Source organism: Klebsiella sp. 2680 (assembly GCF_900198535.1).
GTDB classification, from domain to species: Bacteria; Pseudomonadota; Gammaproteobacteria; order Enterobacterales; family Enterobacteriaceae; genus Klebsiella; species Klebsiella indica.
Genome location: NZ_FZNJ01000002.1, coordinates 1,192,915 through 1,215,303 on the forward strand (window position 1 = coordinate 1,192,915; position 22,389 = coordinate 1,215,303).

The window sequence follows — 22,389 nt, forward strand, 5'->3', positions numbered from 1 at the left end:
GTTACTGCGCCGGTGATGGTTCGGCATTGAGGGTCAGACGCGCAACCTGGTTAGTTCTGATAAAACGACTTAAATCGACGGGTTTACCCAGATACTGAATCTGCACCGCCGCCGGCGCACCGATTTTCAGTTTATAAGGCGGATGACCGCTCAGATTGAGATTACCGCCTTTGCGCTGCAAACCGCTGAACAGCTTTTTACCGGTGGAATCGCTGACTTCCAGCCAGCAGTCAGCGGTAAAGTTCAACACCAGATCCTGAACAGAGGTCGCCGCAGCGGCCACACTTGCCTGATCGGTCGGCAGTGGTGAAGCCGGATTTGCGGGCGCTGGCGCTGCCGTCGTGTCAACGTTCGCCTGAGAAGGCGCAACGACGGCGTTATTATCAACCGGAGCCGGAGTCGACGCCGCAGGCGCCGGAGGAGCCTCTACCGGCGCACTGTTCGCAACAGCGTCCGGTGTGGAATTCGCCGTACTGTTATCCAGAGGGATACGTTGACTGCTGTTATCGACAGCATTGAGTTCAGCGGAAGATTGATCGGCCATGGTGGAGATCTCGTCCTGCTGTGCTTTGTGATCCTGCCACCACCAGGCACCGCTGAGGCCAATCACCACGAACAGCACCAGCCAGGTGAAACTCATCAGCCAGCCGTCACGCTTTTTACGGCGTTTGCCGAGCGAGAAGCTCTGCATCGGCGCAACTTTCGCCGCACGAATCGGCGCCTGCTTTGCCATCATCGGCAGCAGTTCTTCTTCCGGGATATGCACAAGACGGGCATAAGAGCGGATATAGCCGCGCAGGAAGGTTGAAGCAAGATCGGCAGGCGCCTTATCGTCTTCAATATCACGAACCGTGGAAACCTTCAGGCATAAGCGTTCAGCCACGGCTTGTTGGCTGAGCCCGAGTTGTTCGCGGGCATTACGCAGACGCGCGCCCGTGGTGTTTGCTTCTTGATGATCTTGAGTGGCTTCAGTATTCATTCGTTACAACTACTGGTACGTGAAATTTAAAGTTCAGCGCCGGTAACCCCGCGCCGCGAGACATCTGCTCAACGTCAGACAAACAGTATAAGTCCGTATGACGCGCTATCACAGAGACTTATCAATATTGAATGCTAAGCGGTTGTTGTACCGCTACATACTGCCTCAAAGTCGACAAAAACGCACCGTAATTATTAATCAGAACAGCGTATTTCGCCCGGCGATGCAACAGAGTGACGCAACACACATCCTGGGTTGTGCGTTGCATCATTTATCAGACTGCTTTCACCGCGATCGCTTCACCCTGCATCCGTTTACGCAGCGTACGCTTGGTACGATCGATAACATCCCCGGCCAGTTGACCGCAGGCGGCGTCAATATCGTCACCACGGGTTTTACGCACAATGGTGGTGAAGCCATACTCCATCAGCACCTTAGAGAAACGGTCGATACGGCTGTTGGAGCTACGACCATACGGCGCGCCCGGGAAAGGGTTCCACGGAATCAGGTTGATCTTGCACGGCGTATCTTTCAACAGCGCAGCCAGTTCATGCGCATGTTCGGTACCGTCATTGACGTGATCCAACATAACGTACTCGATGGTGACGCGACCCTGGTTGGCGTTGGACTTCGAAATGTAGCCACGCACCGAATTCAGGAAAGTTTCAATATTGTATTTCTTGTTGATCGGCACGATCTCATCGCGAATGGTGTCGTTCGGCGCGTGCAGGGAGATCGCCAGCGCCACGTCAATCATATCGCCCAGTTTGTCCAGCGCCGGAACCACGCCGGAAGTGGAGAGCGTGACGCGGCGTTTGGAAAGACCAAAGCCGAAGTCGTCCAACATGATTTCCATTGCCGGAACCACGTTGGTCAGGTTCAGCAGCGGCTCGCCCATTCCCATCATCACCACATTGGTGATCGGACGCACGCCGGTGGTTTTCACCGCGCCGACAATTTTCGCCGCGCGCCAGACCTGGCCAATAATTTCCGACACCCGCAGGTTACGGTTAAAGCCCTGCTGCGCAGTAGAGCAGAATTTACACTCCAGCGCACAGCCAACCTGTGAAGAAACGCACAGAGTGGCGCGATCGTCTTCCGGGATATACACCGTTTCAACGCGCTGATCGCCGACGGCAATCGCCCATTTGATGGTGCCGTCGCTGGAGCGCTGCTCTTCAACGACTTCCGGCGCGCGGATCTCCGCGACTTCTTTCAGTTTGCTGCGCAGAACTTTGTTGATGTCGGTCATCTCATCAAAGTTATCGCAGCAGTAGTGATACATCCATTTCATCACCTGATCGGCGCGGAAAGGCTTTTCGCCCATGTTTTTGAAAAACTCGCGCATCTGCTGACGGTTGAGATCCAGCAGGTTGATTTTGGCATCGTTGTTCGGCACCGTCAGCGCGGCGCTATCAGGTGTGACTATTTGTTCAGACATAATTGATTCCGGCCTCGTTATTACACGTTATGGCCCCTGGAGGGTTGAAAAAGAAACGCCCCGGAGAGCAACGGCTCATCCGGGGCGCTGTATTCTACAAATTCTGGCCCATCAATACCACGTTTGCACGCGGCAATGATGAAAAAATCTGTAACTGCCGGCCTGATCCTCTAAGGATTTTCAACTGTCGCAAAGCGGCCAGTTCGCAAATCCCCGTGAGCATAGATAACGCTGTGACCGGGGTATGCGAATAACGCCAACAAAGCGGTGGCGTGAAAGACGCAGAAGATTAGCGGGTGCGCGGGCAAACCTCGCCTTCAGCAAAGAAGAACGCGATTTCGCGCGCCGCGGATTCAACGGAGTCGGAACCGTGGGTGCCGTTCTCGGTGAAGCTGTCCGCATAGTCAGCGCGCAGGGTGCCCGCCAGCGCGTTCGCCGGGTTGGTTGCGCCCAGCAGATCGCGGTGGCGCTGTACTGCATTTTCGCCTTCCAGCACGGAAACCACGATCGGACCGGAAGTCATAAATTCAACCAGACCGTCGAAGAACGGGCGACCTTCGTGCTCAGCGTAGAAACCACGAGCCTGCTCAACGCTCAGATGCAACATTTTGGTGCCAACAATTTTGAACCCTGCTGCTTCAAAGCGAGAAAAGATACTGCCGATAACGTTTTTTGCCACCGCGTTTGGTTTGATGATGGAAAAAGTACGTTCGATAGCCATGATAACCTCTTTATATATGTTGTTCTGGTTCGCAGATGAGACCGATATACCCATCATACTTCAAATTGCAGATGCGTTGACTTCTGAACGACGCGTCTCATCCATGCGACTTGCCCTTACAGGCCGTCGCAAGCGATGTTCAAATCTGCTCCCGGCAGATTTGTCACTCAGCCCAGTCACATAACTATCGATGTGCCCGGGGATTCACGCTCTCGCCGCGTAATTCGGCCTGTGGCCTCGCCTTGACGAGGCCAGCAGAAACGCGGTTTAAAGCGGTTAACCGTTTTGTCCCGCAACTCGAATTATTTAGGGTATAAATAAGGCGCGAATTATAATCATCATCTATGGCGATTGCCTATGTGTTTAGGTAACATTTTTTTAAAAAAAAGCGACCGTAAACAACAAATCCGGCCAATTAAGCCTCACGCCGCTTATTGCACGGTGAAATTCTCGGCAACAATCTGCCCGCTCTCATCCATCACCACCAACTGGTAACTATCGGCACGCTCAAGATTAAGGGTGATGCCGGCCCCTTCCGCCGTCAGCGGCGCGCCATTCAGAAACCACCAGCGCCGCCCTTCCCCGCCGGTCGTCTGCAACGGCAGCATAACCTTGCGCTCGCCGGGCAGACGTTTAATTACCGTCCCCTCGCGAATACCTGATAGCCCCAGCGGAGCGGCATTGACGATTTGCAGCGGCGAACACTCCGCCGCTGCCGCGGGCAACCTGGCGAGACGCCGTTCGCCTGCGGGTAGCCAGGGCTCCAGCGGCAGCGGCCAGACGTCGATCGTTTTCTCCATCGCGCCAGGGCAATCCGCCGCCGTTCGTAACCCTTTTTCATTTAACCATATCGGGAAACGGATCCCGCGGATACCTTCCTGCCCCGGCAGCAGCAGCGTCGGCGGCTGGCTCTTATCCAACAGCCAGGTTGCCAGCCGTCGGCGGCAGTTCGCATCGCCCGTCGGCAAATTCTGCCCGCCGGGCCAGCAAATGGTTCCGGCGCTCACCGATGGCGGGCGCGGATCGGTCGGTAACCCGCCACGGCTCATCGTCGGTCGTGCCAACAGCATGTTATTGACCTGATTAAGCAGCGGCACCGCGCTGGCAAAGCCAAACTGCCCGACGACCGGCGTTCCATCGGGTCGCCCGGTCCAGATACCGATCAGGTAACGGGCATTTATGCCGATTGCCCAGGCATCGCGATAGCCGTAGCTGGTGCCCGTTTTCCACGCCAGCGGCACCACCTGCGTCAGCGACGCATCGGGAACAGGCTGCGCTTCACCGGCCAGAATGCGCCGCACAATCCATGCCGCCCCCGGCGACAGCAGCGGCCGTTCCAGTAACGGAGAGCCCGGCGTGATACGCAGTCGCGCCGCCTTACCATGACGGGCGAACGCGCTGTAGGCCGCCACCATATCCTCAAGGCGCGCTCCGGCGCCGCCGAGGATCAACGACAGATTTGGCTCCGCGCCTCCGGGAAGCACCAGCGACAACCCGGCGTTACGTAGCCGGGCGGCAAAACGTTTCGGTCCGTAGGCCTCCAGCACCTGCACCGCCGGAAGATTCAGCGACCGGACCAGCGCGTCGCTGGCGCTAACCGGGCCGTGAAAACCGCTATCAAAGTTGCCCGGACGATAGTCGCTAAAGCGGCGCGGAACATCCTGTAACAAAGAAGCCGGGTGAATCAGCCCTTCATCCAGCGCCATACCATAGACAAACGGCTTGAGTAACGAGCCGGGAGAGCGGATAGCCGACACCATATCAATATGACCAAAGCGGCTGTCATCGCGAATATCCGCCGACCCCACCCAGCCGCGTACTTTCATATTGGTATGATCGACAACAATCATCGCCAGCGAACTGCGCGGCGGCAGGCGCGACTTCCAGTTCAGCGCCAGATCCTCCAGTTGTCGCTGCAGCCCGGCATCGAGGGTTGTCACCACCTTCTCGTCACGGCTGCCCGCCAGCGCGCGGCGGGAAAAAAGCGGCGCCAGCTGCGGCATCCGGCGCGGAAACAGCCATACGGGTTCTTCGATAGCTTCGCGCACCGCTTTTGACGGCCACACGCCCTGGCTTTGCATCCGCAGCAATACTTTATCGCGCGCCGCCTGGGCGCGCTGCGGCCAACGGTCCGGACGCAGGCGACTCGGCGCCTGGGGCAGCACCGCCAGCAGCGCCGCTTCGCCATAGCTTAACTGCGCGGGCGGTTTACCGAGATAGGCCCAACTGGCCGCGCCGATACCCTGTAGTGTCCCGCCGAACGGCGCCCGGTTGAGATATAGCGTGAGAATTTCGCTTTTTGACAGATGCCACTCCAGCTGTAGCGCCCGCCAAAGCTGACGCAGCTTGCCGCCGAAGGTACGAGGATGCGGATCGATCAGGCGTGCTACCTGCATTGTCAGCGTACTGCCTCCGGAGATCACCCGCCCGGCGGTCAGATCCTGCCAGGCGGCCCTGGCGACCGCCAGGGGATTTACGCCGGGATGATCCCAGAACCAGCGATCTTCATACTGGATCAGCGCCTGCAAATAGCGCGGTGACACATCGGTAAGCGTCAGCGGATAGCGCCAGACACCCTGGGCATCGGCAAAGCGCCACAGCGGCGTCCCGTCTTCCGCCACCACCACTCTGGCAGGCGTGACGTCATGCAGCGGCAGCGGCCACACTCTGTCGGCCGCCAGCACCGCCAGCCACAACAGGGCAATACTCGCCGCCAGCCAGCGCCAGCGACGCTTTATGCGACTCAGCGCGCGCATTTAAGGAGCAACGGTCAGCGGGCCGCTGGCCGCGCCGGTTGCCCGCCACTGCGGGACATACATGGACTCCACCTGCGGTTGCGGAACCTGATACGTTCCCGGCGTCACCGCGCGCGCCAGATAAACCAGCGTCACCGGCTGACCTTCATTGATCGCCACGGCGGCCACAAAACGATCGTCGCGAAACTCAATGTGCTGGATATCCGCCTGCTGCATCTGGTTCAGCAGACTCTGCACCACCTCGCCATTTTCCTGCAGGCTGGCGCTGCTGTTGGCCAGATTCTGGTTTTCCAGCTCCATCCCCGCCGGCAGTAAATCCACCACCAGCGCGTCAGGCACGTTACGCCTGGCGGTGACTTCCAGCTTCACCAGTACCAGCTCGCCGCTGTGCAGCGAAGTGAGCGATTTTTGCTGCCCCTGGGTATCAAAAATCTGCCGTTCAATCCCCAGCACGTTACCGCCCGGCTGCGGGGCGCTCTGCGGATAGCCGCTGCTGTCGAGGCGTAGCCACAGCGGCTGCTGACCGGTGTTGCTCACCTGCAACGCCGCCAGCTGGTCGCCGGTCAGATTACGGGTTTGCGCCTTATTACCGGAGAGCGGTCCGGCCTGCAGGGAAGTTTGTGCCTGCCAGTCGCCAGGACTCTCCTGCAACCTGCGCCCGGCCAGGAACAGGGCATTACTCTCCTGCGTTGAGAGCCAGCGCTGGCCATAGGCGTCTTCCGCCAGCTGGCTTAACAGGGTATTTTGCGCCTCCGGCAGCATCCTGTTTTCTTCCAGCAGCGCCAGCTTCAGCGCATCATCGCGCAACTCGCTACCATAGTCGCCAAACCAACGATTAGCATCCTGACGCGGCGTGATCATCGCCAGCTTCAGGGCTTCATCGCCGCGCGGCACATCGCCCATCGCTTTCAGCGCAATCCCCAGTTGCAGCAGCGGCAGCCCGGAACGCGCCTGGTCGTGACGGCTCCAGATTTCGCGCAACGCGCCGAGCGGCGCTTTTTGCTGTCGCGCCAGCACCAGCGCGGCGTAAGCCTGAGCGGCAAAGCGGCTGGCCCGGGCATCATCGCTATAGCGAACGGTGATCAGCCCCGGCTGCTGTAAATAACGCAGCAGGCGCTGGTTGCCGTTGTTGACGGCGTTAACCGGCACGCTGTAGCCCTGTTCACCCGCACGCACAAGAAAGTCCATCGCATAGGCGGTCAGCCAGTACTCCTCCGGCCCCTCTTTATCCCACAGGGCAAAACCGCCATCATCACGCTGCATTTGCAACAGACGCGAAATGCCGATATCCACCGCCGCGCGCCGTTTTTCATCGCTGTCGCCACGAATGCCCAGCGCCTTAAGCTGTGCGGCGTTAGTGTAGAGCGACGGGAACAGTCCGCTGGTGGTCTGCTCCAGACAGCCATAAGGATAAGCTTTCAGATCGCGAATATAGCGCGCCAGATTCAGCGGCGGTTTGCCGCTCAACACCAGTTGCCCTTGCAGCGTGGCGGGCGAGAAGCCCTGACGTTGCGCGGCCGGAGCCTGCCAGCTTTCACCCGCTTGCAGGAGCACGCCGGAACTCACGGTTTGCGCCGGAAAGGCCGGGCGCACGCCCAGCGTCCACTGTTTCTGCATCGGCGTGAAGGTTTCGCCCGGCAGATTCAGGCCGCTGATTGTGGCGTTAACCTGTCCGTCGCCAAAACCGTCATTCGCGCGAACGGAGACAAACAGCGTGCTGCGCGCGCCGGGGGCAAGCTGTACTGGCGCCAGTTCTCCGCCTTCCAGCTGAAGCAGGCCGCTGGCGGTCAGATCAACATTAAGCGTTTGCGGCTTATCGGTCAGGTTGCTGAGATCCAGCGCCAGACGAGCGGTATCTCCGCTGGCGAGAAAACGCGGCATATTCAGCTCAGCTATTACCGGCGCGGCAACGATAACTTTCTCTTCGCTGCTGCCAAAATCATCGGCCGTCCACGCCTGGGCCATTACCCGCAGTTCGCCGTTAAAGTCACCGACTGGCAGGGTGACCGTGCCTTCGCCTTTATCATCCAGTACCACTGGCTGCGCCTGCTGCGCGACAATCATGACGTGGTTGACCGGCGGCTTGCCGCCACGCTTGAGCTCATCGCCGTCACCGCCGAAGCGCAGGCTGGCAAGTCGCCCCTGTCCTTCAATCACCTGGCCGTAGATATCGTAAATATCCGCGCCGTAGCGCTTCTGGCCAAAGAACGCGTTCCACGGATCCGGCGTCGCATAATCGGTAATATTCAATACGCCGCTATCCACCGCCGAGAGCAGAACGTTCACCTGCTTCGGCGTCTCGCCATCTTTGACGCTGGCTTTAACGTTAACCGTCAACGGCCGGTTCGGCCGCATTTTATCCGGCACGTCCAGCGCCAGGTTCAGGCGGCGATTTTCATCGCCAAGCGGCAGATGCAGCAGACCCACCGCCCGTTTTGGCGTCGCGGAGCGTGATTTATCTCCCGGACGAATCACCAGCGTGCTGAGATACAGGTCGTGACGATTCCAGGCTTTATCTACCGGAATAGACAGATCCATGCCTTGTTCCGGAACCTCTATTTCCTGCCACCACAGCGGCCCGTCGCTCGATTCCACCAGCGCATAACCTTTACCCGCCGCCGGAGCGGCAATATGCAGCTTGATGGTATCGCCCGGTTTATAGGCCGGTTTGTCCAGCTTCATGGTAACGCGATCCGGGCGCGTCGCCCCCTGGCCGTCGCTGTTATCCTGCCAGCTGTAACCGGCCCAGAAGCGCACGCTGCTGACGACATCTTCCGGCCCTTTGACTTCCAGGCGATACGCGCCCCACTCAACCGGAAAGCTCACTTTCGCCGTCTGCCCGGCAGACAGATCCAGCGACGCCTCGCCTTCCAGGAGATCTTTTTGATCGAACTGCGACTGCCAGCCCTCGTTATCGGACCAGTTCCAGTAGTAGTCCCGGCGCTCGCGAATCAAGCGCACCTGCAAACCGGAGACCGCTTTTTTCTCGCCTTTGGCATCGGCGTAGACAATCTCAAACGCGGCGTCGCCGTTTTCATCGACGACCGGCTGCCTGACGGTTCTGTCGGTGCGATAGTCGTAAACCTCTTTCAGGGGAAATTGCGGACGAATGCCCGGTAGCGTATCGGCTGGCCAGATTGGCTGCCGGACGGTACGCGTAACCGGGCGTCCGCCAGATTCCAGCAGGCTGGCCTGCAGGATCACCTGCAACGGCGAGTGGCTCTCTTTCCATTGGCTGGCGGCGGTGATTTCGGCATGCCCCTGCTCATCAAGAGTGGCCCGCACTTCATCAAGGCTACGGGAAAGGTTCTCTTCGGCGATATCGCCAAACTGGAAGCCCGGCAGCGCAGGCACCGCGTCGCGCAGCGGGCGCAGGAACAGATTGCCCTGTAGTAGGTTACCGCTGGCCGGCGCGCCGTACAGATACGCGCCGGTAACGGCAAAACGCACATCCGCCGCAGGCGCAATCGGCATATTTTGCGGCGTCAGGTTTAGCGCCATGCGCTCGGGCATAAAATCTTCCACATGGAAGTCCCACTCGCGCGGCTGGTTATCGCCCGTGCTGGCGCGTATATGCCACATTCCGGTCGCTGCCCCGCTATCGAGCGGATACGTAAACTGATACAGGCCATTAACCGGTTTGCTGAGCGTTGAACGGATAACCTGGCCGTCCGGTTGTACCACTTCGAGCTTTACCGGTTGCTCTGTCAGCGGTTTACCGTCGCTATCGCGAAGTAACGCGTTAAGCATCACCGTTTCGCCGGGACGATAAAGGTCGCGTGGACCAAACATAAAGAGCTGCTTACTGAAACCCGGCGCGCCGGCAATAGAAAATTCAGCCAGATCCAGCGCCGGAAGTTTAAGATCCAGCAGCGTGGTTTGCCCGTCCTTGCGCGCCAGCAGCAGCGCAGCGTCTTTATCGGTTTGCAGCGTGACGTGGCCCTGAGCGTCGCTTTCCGCCTGCGCCAGAATCTGCCCTTTGGCATTCAACAACTGCACATTAATACCGGACTGCGCCGCGCCGTTTTCCAGACTCTGGGTAAAGACATCCAGTCGGTTATGGTAACGGTGCGCGGATACGCCAATATCGCTGAGCGTGAACAGCGTCGCGGCGTTGCTATAGCTGTAGCGGCCCGCCTGATTCATCACTGCGATATAGACGCCCGGCTGTTGCAGAGGTTTGATATCCGCCAGCGGCAGCAGCCGTTTTTCTCGCGTATTGCGGGCGGGGTTGAGATCGAAACGGCCGGTATAGACCAGATCGGCCATTTTCAGCAGCTCATCCGACTCCCAGTTGCTCAGCGAATGACGGTATTCCCACTGGCTGACAAAAGCGGAGAGCGATTCTGGTTTGACACGGAAAAAGTTCACATCGACATTATCAACATTCAGCGTCATCACCGGCAGACCGGCGACCACTTTCCCCGGCAACAGCGAGCCGCGGCTGGCAAACCCGATACTCGGGGCAATATCGCGGGTCGTGATGGTTTTTTCAAAACTGCGCTCAAACGTCGCGTGATTTAGCGCCGTCAGCGTCGGGTCTACCGAGACAATCAGCTCACGTTTTGGCTCCAGATGGCGAAACCGCAGCTCTTTCAGGTTCGGCGCCAGCTCCCAGGCACCGTCCACTTTGCCGTTTTTTTTGTCCACCAGATGCACGCTACGGGAGAAATCCTGATCCGGCTGCAGAGGGATAGAAAAGGTCAGCACCAGCGTCGCCGCGCCGTCAAGCTGTGCTTCTGAGGCATCAAGCAGCGTCAGCGCTTTGCCCTGGCTTTTTTCCGCCAGCGCCGCCAGCCTGCCGCTGTCCGGTTTCGCGCTGTCTTTATCCGCTACCGCGGAGGCCGCAGGGGCGACCGCCTGTGGTTTGCCGCTGTCATCGCAGCCAGTCAACGATAATGCGGTGAGTAGCGCCAGCGAGAGCGCCGCCAAACGAAATGGTTTCATCCTTCTAACCCCTCGGCCCGAGAGCCAGATACATTCAGTGAACACATTATTATGCCTTAACGACAAAATTACCAATGGCTCGCCAGCCGGTGATATTGAACGATGTGAAACAAAAATGGGTGTGGATAACGAATATCTGCAATGAATTAATTATCAAAATATCAAAGAGCAACATTCTTCTCACATAGAAAAAATCATCCGCGTTGCATCTGAATGGCGGCGAAAAGGAACCTGTAAGCTTACGCAAGCGAAGTGACCGGATAGATTCTGGCGACTGACCAATATGCATCCTGAAAGGGAACGGGTATCCGTATTGAATATCATCGGCGATATGACTTTTTTTTCTGAATTATTACTCTCATCAGACATATAAATTGACAACCTACATAATTTCCATTACTTGATATCTATCAATGCCTTTAATTATAAATCATCCCTCTGAGGCGACGATATTAACTGCCAGTTCCGCAGTTTCTTCGATAACACAACATCAACCCATCCCATAAAACATTTACGGGATGAATAATATGGAAATTATTTATGTCACAAATGGTCGCACTGTCGGTTATTATTTTCATTCTTTATATCGGCGACGTTGTTTCTACTCGCACAAAAGCCTGGATCCCTTCGGTATTTGTCTGCGCGGTGTTGTTTTTAATTGGTTACTGGACATTTTTCCCGGCGGATATTGTCAGCCAGGCCGGAATAGGTACCCCTGTCGCCATAATGATGATGTATCTATTAATCACCAATATGGGTACACTGCTGTCGCTTAAAGAATTAGTGCAGCAGTGGAAGACCGTGGTCATTTCCTTCGCCGGTATTGCCGGAATAACGGCGGGGGGTTTCGCCGTATCTATGGTGTTGTTTGACCGCAACACCGCACTGGTGACCATTCCTCCGCTGGTCGGCGGGATTGTGTCATCGCTGATTATGTCGCAAGGCGCGAGTAACGCCGGGCTGGTGGACCTGTCGGTCTTCGCTATTTTGATCTACGTAATGCAAGGCTTCGCCGGATACCCGTTGACCGCCATTATGCTGCAGCGCGAAGGCAAAGCGGTTCTTGCCCGTTATCGCCGCGGCGAGTACCAACCTGATAGTATCCCTAATGAGCAGCCCCTCACCGCCGTTGGCGAGGAACACATGCCGCGCCTGTTCAGCAAAATCCCCGTCGGCTATAACAGCAACTACTTTAAATTCCTGCGCCTGGCGCTGGTCGCTTGTCTGGCCTGGGTTGTCTCCGATCTCGCAAAACCGCTGGTCAACATTAGCCCCTTCGTGCTGTGTCTGTTTTTTGGCGTGGTCTTTGCTTCGTTAGGTTTCCTGGAAAAACACACCCTGCATAAAGCCAACGGCTTTGGTTTCGCCATTATGGCATTGATGCTATTTATCTTTGATACGCTGAATAAAGCGACCCCGGAAATGCTGCTGCGCCTGATTTTCCCAATGGTGGTATTAATCGCCACGGCGGTCATCGGCATGTTTATCGTCTCCTGGCTGGTCGGGAAACTGCTTGGCGTTAGCGGTCCAATGTCGTACGCCATCTCTCTGACCGCACTGTACGGTTTTCCCGCCGACTACATTATTACCAACGAAGCTATCAACGCCCTCACTCATGATGAAAAAGAGCGGCAGATACTGACTCACCACATGCTGGCGCCGATGCTGGTTGGCGGATTTATCTCCGTCACCATGGTTTCAGTGGTGTTAGCCGGGATCCTGGTCAGCTACCTGACGCCCGTTGTCAGTTGAGCACATTGAACGTTCAGCTATATATGGAGATACAAAATGATTAATCCAGCTATTACAGCCATTATCGCAAGGGAAGAACAGGCGATGATCGCTTTTCGCCGCGACCTTCACGCCCACCCGGAACTCCCCTGGGAGGAGAAGCGCACCACCGATCGCGTCGCCGCCGGGCTGGAGGCCATCGGTATTCCTTTCCGTCGTACCCATCCCACCGGGATTATCGCCGACATCACCGGCGGCCAGCCGGGGAAAACGGTAGCCCTGCGCGCCGATATGGATGCGTTACCGGTGCTGGAACTAAACGATCGGCTCAGCTACAAGTCGCAAACCGCAGGGAAAATGCACGCCTGCGGTCATGACTCACATACCGCCATGCTGCTGACCGCCGCCCGCGCGTTATATGAAATCCGCGAACAGCTTGCGGGTAACGTGCGGCTGATCTTTCAGCCTGCGGAAGAGATTGCCGAAGGCGCGAAGGCGATGATCGAACAGGGGGCAATCGACAACGTGGATAACGTTTTTGGTATGCATATCTGGTCAGTCACGCCGTCCGGAAAAATCTCCTGCAACGTCGGATCATCATTTGCATCGGCGGATTTACTGAAAGTCACTTTCCGCGGCCGCGGCGGACACGGTTCAATGCCGGAAGCGTGCGTCGATGCGGCGGTGGTCGCTTCGGCTTTCGTTATGAACCTGCAGGCTGTCGTGGCGCGCGAAACGTCACCGCTGGAGTCTGCCGTGGTCACCATCGGCAAAATGGATGTCGGCACGCGCTTTAACGTCATTGCCGAAAATGCCGTACTTGATGGCACCGTGCGCTGCTTCAGCATTGAAGCCCGCCAGCGTCTGGAGGCGGCGATCGCCCGCTACGCGGAGCACACCGCCGCTGTTTATGGCGCGACTGCCGAGGTGGAGTACCGCTACGGCACGCTGCCGGTGATCAACGAGGAACGCAGCGCACTGCTGGCGCAGTCGGTTATTCGCGACGCCTTTGGCGAGGATGTTCTTTTCAACGAAAGGCCGACCACCGGCGGCGAAGATTTCAGCTTTTATATGGAAAATATTCCCGGCGCGTTCGCACTGCTAGGCTCAGGTAATAAAGAGAAAGGCAGCGATTATGCGCATCATCATGGCTGCTTTAATATTGATGAGCAGGTGATGAAAAACGGTGCGGAGTTGTATGCGCAGTACGCCTGGCGCTACCTGCGGCAAAGCCAGTTTTAAGCGTCTGTTCCCCCGACCCGTTCGGGGGCGTCTCACATTACCGCCGCCTCCTCTTGAAAATGCCTTGTCCATAACGCAAAAAACAACAACAATCACTTAATTGTTGATGACACGGAGGCACTTATGTCTACCTCATTTTTTGTCGCCGCCGACTGGCTGGCGGAACACATTAATGACCCGGAAATCCAGATAATCGATGCGCGGATGGCGGCGCCGGGGCAAGAAGATCGCGATCTCAACGCCGAACACCTGGCAGGCCACATTCCCGGCGCGCTCTTTTTCGATATTGAAGCGCTCTCCGACCATACCAGCCCGCTGCCGCATATGATGCCGCGCGCGGAGACATTCGCCGTCGCGATGCGCGAACTTGGCGTTAACAGCGATAAGCATCTGGTGGTGTACGACGAAGGCAATCTCTTCTCCGCCCCGCGCGCCTGGTGGATGCTGCGGACTTTCGGTGTCGAAAAGGTCTCGATTCTTGCTGGCGGGCTTGAAGGCTGGCGTCGCGATGAGCTACCGCTGGAACAAGGGCCTGTGGATCTGGCGGAAGGGGATTTTGACGGCCGTTTCGATCCGCAGGTGATCAAACGCCTGACCGATGTGCTGTTAGTCAGTCATGAGGGATCGGCGCAGATCGTCGATGCCCGCCCGGCAGCGCGCTTTAATGGCATCGTCGCGGAACCGCGTCCAGGCTTGCGCAAAGGGCATATTCCCGGTGCGCTGAACGTACCCTGGACTGAACTGGTCATGAACGGCGAACTAAAAACCGTCGATGAGCTGAACGAGATTTTCGCCCGTCAGGGAGTGGATTTTGCGCGGCCAATCATTGCCAGCTGCGGCTCCGGCGTAACGGCGGCAGTCGTGGTGCTGGCGCTCACCACCCTGGGCGTCAACGGTGTGTCCCTGTATGATGGCTCATGGAGCGAATGGGGGGCGCGAACGGATTTGCCCATTGAACCGACACAGTAGATAACACACCGGGGGCGCAAGCCCCCGGTGATATTCAGATAATGCGGTTCTGCTTAAAGTCGCGCAGGAAACTGCCCCAGCGCTTTTCATAGAACGGCGTGATGTGGGCAATCATAAAGTGGCTGATCCCCTTTTCCCCCTCCATCACCTGACAGATATCAATCGGCTCGTCGCCGGGAAAGGTATCGGTGGCGACGCTGCCCGTAGCCTGAATAATCTCCTCAATATCGCCTTCCGCTTCGATACCAATCAACAGGTTGGCTGGCGCATCGGCGCTATCTTTAATGGAGCACAAAAAAGCGCGCTTCACCGTCTTCAGGGTTTTAAACAAGGTGGTCAGCGAATCCACCATCTGCGCGGGCGGCTCGGCAACTTCGGAAAGCAGCAGCGACTCCCCGCCTTCAAGCACGGTCTGGGAACTGAGCGGACTCCCCTCTTCCCCCAGCAGATGGCTAATCTCGCGCGGCGAAAACTCTTTGCCGGTTGGCAGCCTAGCGTTGAGATAGAGCGTCTCGCCGAGGGTCATGGCGAACAGCGTACGCACCGGCATCGCGACAAAAGACTGCTCGTCTTTAACAACCTCTTGCAACGCTTGCAGAGAAGTAAAAAACGGGATCACTGATGTGCCGTCGTCTTTTTCCCAGTGCTGCAGATCCAGCACGCTATCTTCAGCGACCGGCTCACCCTCTGCCACAGCTCCCGGAACCCAGACGGTGGCTTCCAGCAAGGTACGGAAAAATGCCGGGCGATGACCGGGCTCGGTGGCCGCCTTCTCCAGCAAGATTTCTAGCTCATTTTTAGTTTCGGACATAGTGGTTCCAGAACGGTGATGCCCCAATCCCGCCATCTCCCGCAGGCAACGCGGGAGAAAGCCGCACAGCGCCCTCTCCCTGTGGGGAGAGGGTCAAAGATTATTCCGCGGTCAGCAGATTTGCGATGGTACGCACGCCGAGACCGGTCGCCCCCGCCGCCCACTGTTCAACCGCAGATTTGCGGTAAGTCGCCGAACAGTCGATATGCAACCAGCCTTGCTGATAGTTTTCCACAAAGTGGGACAGGAAGCCTGCCGCCGTACTGGCGCCCGCCGGATAGGCCGCGCTGCCGGTGTTATTCAGTTCAGCAAAGTTCGACGGTAACTGACCACGGTGGAACTCAGCCAACGGCAGGCGCCAGAAGGCTTCATTCTCCGCCTGCGCGCTCGCCAGCAGACGATTCGCCAGATTATCATCAAAGCTGAACAATGCATGATAATCATTGCCCAGCGCGGTTTTCGCCGCGCCGGTCAGGGTGGCGGCATCAATAATCAGCTCCGGCTGCTGCGCGGACGCGTCAATCAGGCCATCCGCCAGCACCAGACGACCTTCAGCATCGGTATTCATAACTTCGACGGTTTTACCGTTGCGATAACGAATAATATCACCAAGCTTGAAGGCGTTGCCGCTAATCAGGTTATCAGCGCAGCACAGATACAGCTTCACGCGTTTATTAAGGCCGCGGGTTATGGCAAACGCCAGCGCACCGGTCACCGTCGCCGCGCCGCCCATATCGGACTTCATCGAATCCATAAATGCGCTTTGCTTGATGCTGTAACCACCTGAATCAAAGGTGATACCTTTACCCACCAGGCAAGCATACACCGGGGCGTCTTTATCGCCGGTTGGGTTATAATCCAGCGCCAGCAGAACCGGTTGACGCTCGGACCCGCGGCCAACGGTGTGCAGGCCGAGGTAATTCTGCTCGCGCAGGTCTTCGCCTTTAGTAATGCGGTAAGTGACATTGTCGCAGGCGACGCTGCACAGCAGGTCTACCGCACGCTGCGCCAGCTGTTCCGGCCCCAGCTCTTCCGCAGGCGTATTAATGGTATCGCGGACCCAATCGATAATGGTCAGGCGGTTGTCCAGTTCGCTTTTCTGCGCGTCATCCAGGGCTGGCCACTCAACTTTACGACTCCCCTTCGGCCCTTTATAACCCGCCCAGAACGCCCAGGCGCGATCGCTATCCCAGCCTTCACCGTCAAGCGCAACGTGTTTGATGCCCAGACCGTCAATTTTACGCGCCGCGCGCTGGATCAATCCCAGGTCGTCTTTGCCGTTCAGATGCAGGGCAATACCGTCGTTATTAATGCTGTAAGACGCTTTTTCTCCCCAGCGCGCATCGGCTGGTTGAGCAGTAAGCGTAATTTTCATAGCTTCGGTCATTTTATTTATCCTTATTAGCAAACGGGCCACCCTCTGGCAGCCCGTTAGATTTTTCTCGCTAAGAGCCTATCCCACCAGGCGTTATTGGCGCAGACAGTTTGAACACGGCCAGCGCGGAAGAACCGGAGCGTACACGTAGTACGTGAGGATTCTGAGCACTGCCCAGGTTCAAAATGACAAGCAAAATAGCCCTAATGGGATAGACTCTAAATGATTCGCGTTGCAGCAACGTGGACAACACCTCTGCAACGGGGATCATGACGCGAAAATTATTCGGCTTCGTCTAACCAGACTAACAGAATCGCCTCAAGAATTTTTTCATTGGATGCGTTCGGATCGTCATCAAACTCTTCGAGATCGCAAATCCACTGGTGCAGATCGGTGAAGCGAACGGTTTTCGGGTCGAGATCCGGGAAAGCGTCATACAGCGCTTCGCCGATTTCACGACTGTCGGTCCATTTCAGTCCCATATTAATGCTCGCGTGCGTGGTTGATGGTATAGCGCGGAATTTCGACGACCAAATCTTCGTCGGTCACGCGCGCCTGGCAGCTCAGACGGCTATCGGGCTCCAGCCCCCACGCCTTATCCAGCATGTCGTCTTCATCTTCGGTACTTTCAGCCAGCGAGTCAAAGCCTTCGCGTACGATGCAGTGGCAGGTGGTGCAGGCACAAGATTTTTCGCAGGCGTGCTCAATCTCGATTCCGCTACGCAGCGCGGCATCAAGAATGGTCTCACCCGTTTCAGCTTCCACAACTACGCCATCCGGACACAGGTCCTGATGGGGCAGAAAAACAATTTTTGGCATTTTAAACCTCGTCCACGGATTGGCCTTTCAGCGCAATACGGACCGATTGATCCATACGACGTGCGGCAAATTCCTGGGTTTGTGTGTCGATATTTTTAATCGCTTCTTTAATCGCATCGGCGTCATCGCCTGCCGCTGCGGCGCGAACCTGCGCCGCGGCGTCATCGATAGCCTGACGCTCTGCGGCGCTTAACAGCGCGGCGTCGGCGGCCAGCGCGCTCGCCAGACTTTCCAGAACACGTGCGGCTTCGACTTTTTGCTCGGCCAGCATACGTGCCTGAATATCCTGTTCAGCGTAGCTCATTGAATCTTTGATCATATTGGCGATCTCGCCATCGGTGAGGCCATAGGACGGTTTCACCTGGATAGAAGCCTCGACGCCGGTCGATTTCTCCATCGCCGTCACGCTCAGCAGACCGTCAGCATCCACCTGGAAAGTCACGCGAATATGCGCCCCGCCCGCCGGTAGTGGCGGAATGCCGCGCAGCGCAAAGCGCGCCAGGGAGCGGCAATCCTGCACCAGCTCGCGCTCGCCCTGCATCACATGGATAGACATCGCCGTCTGACCATCTTTGAAAGTGGTGAACTCCTGGGCGCGCGCGACCGGAATGGTGGTGTTGCGCGGAATCACCTTCTCCACCAGACCGCCCATGGTTTCCAGACCCAGCGAGAGCGGAATAACGTCGAGCAGCAGCAGTTCGCTGTCCGGCTTATTGCCCACCAGAATATCCGCCTGAATCGCCGCGCCGATGGCGACGACTTTATCCGGATCGATGGAGGTCAGCGGGGAACGGCCAAAGAACTCTCCGACGCGCTCGCGTACCAGCGGCACGCGGGTAGAGCCGCCGACCATCACCACTTCCAGCACCTCATGCCCCTCCACGCCAGCATCTTTCAGGGCGCGACGGCAGGCCAGCAGCGTACGCTTCACCAGCGGCGCGATCAGGTCATTAAACTGGCTGCGGGTGATTTCCCCCTGCCAGCCGCCAACATTTACGCGCGTAACATCGGCGTCGCTGAGGGCGATTTTCGCCGCAATGGCCGCGTCCAGCAGTTCACGCTGCAGGCGGTTATCGCTACGATCGCTGAAACCCGCCTGCTCGCGCAGGTAATCGGCCAGCAGATGATCGAAGTCATCGCCGCCAAGCGCGGAATCCCCGCCGGTGGCCAGCACTTCAAATACCCCGCGGCTTAAACGCAGCACGGAAATATCAAAAGTACCGCCGCCGAGATCGTAAACCGCAATGACCCCTTCCTGACCGGAGTCCAGGCCGTAGGCAATCGCCGCCGCTGTCGGTTCGTTCAGCAAACGCAGCACATGAAGACCCGCCAGACGCGCCGCGTCTTTGGTCCCCTGACGCTGGGCATCGTCGAAGTAGGCCGGAACGGTAATCACTACGCCATCAAGCTCTCCTGCCAGCGCCTCGGTGGCGCGCTCAGCCAGTGCCTTCAGAATATCGGCAGAGACGCGAATCGGGTTCAGCAGACCAGCGGCGGTCTGGATCATCGGCAGACCGTTTTCGCTTGCCTGTAGCTGATAAGGCAGATGCGGGTAGCGGGATTCGATATCAGTAAGAGAGCGCCCCATCATGCGCTTGACGGAGCTGATGGTGTTGACCGGATCCTGGGCCGCGTTCTGTCGCGCCGCATAGCCAACCGTCAAACCCGAGGCCTGATAGTTAACTACCGACGGCAGCAGATAGCGCCCTTGATGGTCGGCTAACGTTTCGGCCTGACCGCTACGCACGGTAGCAACCAGCGAATTGGTGGTGCCCAGGTCGATACCCGCCGCCAGACGTCGCTGGTGCGGCGCGGCGCTCTGGCCAGGCTCACTAATTTGTAATAAGGCCATAATTGCTTCCGAAAATTAAAAATCGAGCAGTTTTTCTTCGAGTTGTTCCGCACTGCTTCGCAGTTTATCGAGAAAACGCAGCTTGCGCACGGTATCCGCCGCCGCCTCCCACGTCTCGTTATTCAGTTGTTCAACCATCAGTTGATGCCGGGTATCAAATTGCGCTTTGACACGCTTGATAAAGCCTTCCAGCCGCGCCTCGTCTTTCGCTTTGCCTATTTCATCCAGCTCTTCCCGCAGCTCAAGCTGTTCCATCAGAAACGCGGTATCGCGTACGGTATGCTGCTCGCTGGCGAGATCAAAACCGTGAAGCGAAAGGAGATATTCGGCGCGGGTCAACGGATGACGAAGAGTTTGCCACGCCTGATTGATGGTCGCGGACTGCTGTACGGCGGCAAGCTGTTCAGCCGCGGTACCGCTGGCGAATTTATCAGGGTGATACTGGCGCTGTAGCTCCTGGTACCGGGCAGCCAGGGGTTCTAACGAAAGGGTATAGCTGGCCGGTAACCCGAAGAGGGTAAAATAGTCCATAGCGACCTCAGGGTTAACGAGATAAAGCAAACCCCACGCGCAGCGAGACTACGGTGGGGCTATACCTTCTTACTTCGCGCTGCAGATGCGTTGTCTACACTTGTTCACCCCAGTCACTTACTTAAGTAAGCGCCTGGGATTCACTCGCTTGCCGCCTTTCTGCAACACGAATTAATCGGTATAACAGAGAAACGTGATTACACGTTAAAGCTTTCGCCGCAGCCGCACTCGTCTTTCACGTTCGGGTTGGTGAACTTAAACCCTTCGTTAAGACCTTCTTTGACGAAATCCAGCTGCGTACCGTCGAGGAACTGCAAACTTTTGCCGTCGATCACGACCTTCACGCCTTTGTCTTCAAACACGGTATCTTCTGCCGCCGGTTCGTCAACAAACTCCAGTACATAAGCCATACCTGAACAGCCGGAAGTTCTCACTCCCAGACGCAGACCAAACCCTTTTCCGCGGTTGGCCAGAAAGGTATTGACTCGCGCTGCCGCACTGTCGCTTAAAGTAATCGACATAACAAACCTCAACTCTTAATTATTTTGCTTCACGTTTGCTTTTGTAATCCGCAATCGCGGCTTTAATCGCGTCTTCCGCCAGAATAGAGCAGTGAATTTTCACCGGCGGCAACTCAAGCTCGTCGGCAATATCGGTATTTTTAATCGCCTGCGCTTCATCCAGCGATTTCCCTTTCACCCATTCGGTCACCAGGGAGCTGGAAGCGATGGCGGAACCACAGCCGTAGGTCTTGAAACGCGCGTCTTCAATGATACCTTCATTGTTGACTTTAATCTGCAGCTTCATCACGTCGCCACATGCCGGCGCGCCAACCATGCCGCTACCGACATTTTCGTCGCTATTGTCGAAAGAGCCGACGTTGCGCGGATTCTCGTAGTGATCGATAACTTTTTCGCTGTAAGCCATGATGAATTCTCCTTATTGAAACCGAATTAGTGATGTGACCATTCAATGCTGTTCAGATCCACGCCCTGTTTGAACATTTCCCACAGCGGAGAAAGCTCGCGCAGACGGCCAATGGCGTTGCGAACCAGATTGATGGTGTAGTCAATCTCTTCTTCGGTTGTAAAACGACCTAAAGAGAAACGGATGGAGCTGTGCGCCAGCTCATCGGTCATCCCCAGCGCGCGCAGCACATAGGATGGCTCAAGGCTTGCGGAAGTGCAGGCTGAACCGGAGGAAACCGCCAGGTCTTTCAGCGCCATAATCAGCGACTCGCCTTCAACATAGTTAAAGCTGACGTTAAGAATATTCGGCGCGCCCTGTTCAAGATCGCCATTCAGGTAGACCTCTTCCATGTCTTTTACGCCTTCCCACAGACGGTTACGCAGGCCGCGCAGGCGGGCCACTTCGCTTTCCATCTCTTCTTTCGCGATACGGTAGGCTTCGCCCATACCGACGATCTGGTGGACAGGCAGCGTACCGGAACGCATGCCGCGCTCGTGACCGCCGCCGTGCATCTGCGCTTCGATACGCACACGCGGTTTGCGACGCACGTACAGTGCACCGATACCTTTCGGACCATAGATTTTATGGCCGGAGAAAGACATCAGATCCACTTTCAACTGGCTCAGGTCGATAGGCAGCTTGCCCACGCTCTGGGTCGCGTCAACATGATAGATAATACCGCGGGCGCGGCACATTTCGCCGATGGTCGCGATATCCTGCACGACGCCGATTTCGTTGTTGACGTGCATAATGGAAACCAGGATGGTGTCATCACGCATCGCTGCTTCCAGTTCTTTCAGATCGATAATGCCGTTACGCTGCGGGGCGAGATAGGTCACTTCAAACCCTTCGCGCTCCAGCTGACGACAGGTGTCCAGCACGGCTTTGTGTTCAGTTTTGCTGGTGATGATGTGCTTGCCTTTTTTCTGATAAAAGTTGGCTGCACCTTTAATCGCCAGGTTGTCGGATTCCGTCGCGCCGGAAGTAAAGACGATTTCGCGCGGATCGGCGCCGACCAGATCGGCAATCTGATTACGGGCGATATCTACCGCCTCTTCAGCCTGCCAGCCGAAACGGTGTGAACGAGAGGCCGGGTTACCAAAGGTCCCGTCCAGCGTCAGGAACTGCATCATTTTCTCGGCAACACGCGGGTCCACCGGCGTGGTTGCGGAGTAATCGAGATAGATCGGTAATTTCATTGCTCTATAAACTCCGTACATCGCTTCAATGCAAGGAATCAGGCAAC

The 22,389-nt window shown here is 56.9% G+C and carries 17 protein-coding genes; 3 read left to right on the forward strand and 14 right to left on the reverse strand.

Annotated elements, in window-relative coordinates; translation table 11 throughout:
• Position 1: 1 nt before the first annotated feature.
• From rodZ to FN037_RS12880, 5 genes are all read right to left on the reverse strand, one after another.
• Complete coding sequence (gene rodZ, locus FN037_RS12860; RefSeq protein ID WP_138361054.1) at positions 2–979, reverse strand: cytoskeleton protein RodZ; 978 nt, start codon at positions 977–979, stop codon at positions 2–4.
• A 274-nt stretch (positions 980–1,253) separates the two neighbouring features.
• Positions 1,254–2,420 carry a bifunctional tRNA (adenosine(37)-C2)-methyltransferase TrmG/ribosomal RNA large subunit methyltransferase RlmN gene (locus tag FN037_RS12865; protein WP_138361053.1) on the reverse strand — a complete coding sequence of 389 codons (1,167 nt, stop codon included), beginning with the start codon at positions 2,418–2,420 and terminating at the stop codon, positions 1,254–1,256.
• A 289-nt stretch (positions 2,421–2,709) separates the two neighbouring features.
• A complete protein-coding gene (gene ndk / locus FN037_RS12870) occupies positions 2,710–3,141 on the reverse strand; it encodes a nucleoside-diphosphate kinase (protein WP_138361052.1) in 432 nt (143 codons plus the stop codon).
• A 431-nt stretch (positions 3,142–3,572) separates the two neighbouring features.
• Positions 3,573–5,897 carry a peptidoglycan glycosyltransferase PbpC gene (pbpC, locus tag FN037_RS12875; RefSeq protein ID WP_142502389.1) on the reverse strand — a complete coding sequence of 775 codons (2,325 nt, stop codon included), beginning with the start codon at positions 5,895–5,897 and terminating at the stop codon, positions 3,573–3,575.
• Complete coding sequence (locus FN037_RS12880) at positions 5,898–10,844, reverse strand: alpha-2-macroglobulin (RefSeq protein ID WP_142502390.1); 4,947 nt, start codon at positions 10,842–10,844, stop codon at positions 5,898–5,900.
• 540 nt (positions 10,845–11,384) lie between these two features.
• On the opposite strand from FN037_RS12880, the gene FN037_RS12885 reads away from it, so the two are divergent.
• The 3 genes from FN037_RS12885 (at position 11,385) to sseA (ending at position 14,786) form a co-directional block, all read left to right on the forward strand.
• Positions 11,385–12,596, forward strand: a complete 1,212-nt coding sequence (locus FN037_RS12885) for a hypothetical protein (RefSeq protein ID WP_142502391.1) — start codon at positions 11,385–11,387, stop codon at positions 12,594–12,596.
• A 36-nt stretch (positions 12,597–12,632) separates the two neighbouring features.
• Positions 12,633–13,817: a M20 family metallopeptidase gene (locus FN037_RS12890; RefSeq protein WP_138361048.1), complete on the forward strand. Its 1,185-nt coding sequence runs from the start codon at positions 12,633–12,635 to the stop codon at positions 13,815–13,817.
• Positions 13,818–13,940: 123 nt separating this feature from the next.
• Positions 13,941–14,786 (forward strand): 3-mercaptopyruvate sulfurtransferase, encoded by an 846-nt coding sequence (gene sseA / locus FN037_RS12895; RefSeq protein WP_142502392.1) that lies wholly within the window; start codon positions 13,941–13,943, stop codon positions 14,784–14,786.
• Positions 14,787–14,820: 34 nt separating this feature from the next.
• On the opposite strand, the gene sseB is transcribed toward sseA, so the two are convergent.
• From sseB to iscS, 9 genes are all read right to left on the reverse strand, one after another.
• Entirely contained in the window at positions 14,821–15,597 is a 777-nt protein-coding gene (sseB, locus tag FN037_RS12900) for an enhanced serine sensitivity protein SseB (RefSeq protein ID WP_142502393.1), read from the reverse strand.
• A gap of 100 nt (positions 15,598–15,697) precedes the next feature.
• Entirely contained in the window at positions 15,698–16,984 is a 1,287-nt protein-coding gene (gene pepB, locus FN037_RS12905) for an aminopeptidase PepB (protein WP_138361045.1), read from the reverse strand.
• A gap of 269 nt (positions 16,985–17,253) precedes the next feature.
• Positions 17,254–17,454, reverse strand: a complete 201-nt coding sequence (gene iscX, locus FN037_RS12910) for a Fe-S cluster assembly protein IscX (RefSeq protein WP_004104502.1) — start codon at positions 17,452–17,454, stop codon at positions 17,254–17,256.
• Position 17,455: 1 nt separating this feature from the next.
• Positions 17,456–17,791, reverse strand: coding sequence for an ISC system 2Fe-2S type ferredoxin (gene fdx, locus FN037_RS12915; protein ID WP_138361044.1), 336 nt, complete (start codon positions 17,789–17,791; stop codon positions 17,456–17,458).
• Position 17,792: 1 nt separating this feature from the next.
• Positions 17,793–19,643, reverse strand: coding sequence for a Fe-S protein assembly chaperone HscA (gene hscA, locus FN037_RS12920; RefSeq protein WP_138361043.1), 1,851 nt, complete (start codon positions 19,641–19,643; stop codon positions 17,793–17,795).
• 15 nt (positions 19,644–19,658) lie between these two features.
• Complete coding sequence (gene hscB / locus FN037_RS12925) at positions 19,659–20,174, reverse strand: co-chaperone HscB (protein ID WP_138361042.1); 516 nt, start codon at positions 20,172–20,174, stop codon at positions 19,659–19,661.
• Between the two features lie 197 nt (positions 20,175–20,371).
• Positions 20,372–20,695 carry an iron-sulfur cluster assembly protein IscA gene (gene iscA / locus FN037_RS12930; protein WP_004104506.1) on the reverse strand — a complete coding sequence of 108 codons (324 nt, stop codon included), beginning with the start codon at positions 20,693–20,695 and terminating at the stop codon, positions 20,372–20,374.
• Positions 20,696–20,714: 19 nt separating this feature from the next.
• Complete coding sequence (gene iscU, locus FN037_RS12935; protein ID WP_002913991.1) at positions 20,715–21,101, reverse strand: Fe-S cluster assembly scaffold IscU; 387 nt, start codon at positions 21,099–21,101, stop codon at positions 20,715–20,717.
• 26 nt (positions 21,102–21,127) lie between these two features.
• Positions 21,128–22,342 (reverse strand): cysteine desulfurase, encoded by a 1,215-nt coding sequence (gene iscS, locus FN037_RS12940; protein ID WP_138361041.1) that lies wholly within the window; start codon positions 22,340–22,342, stop codon positions 21,128–21,130.
• Positions 22,343–22,389 lie beyond the last annotated feature (47 nt).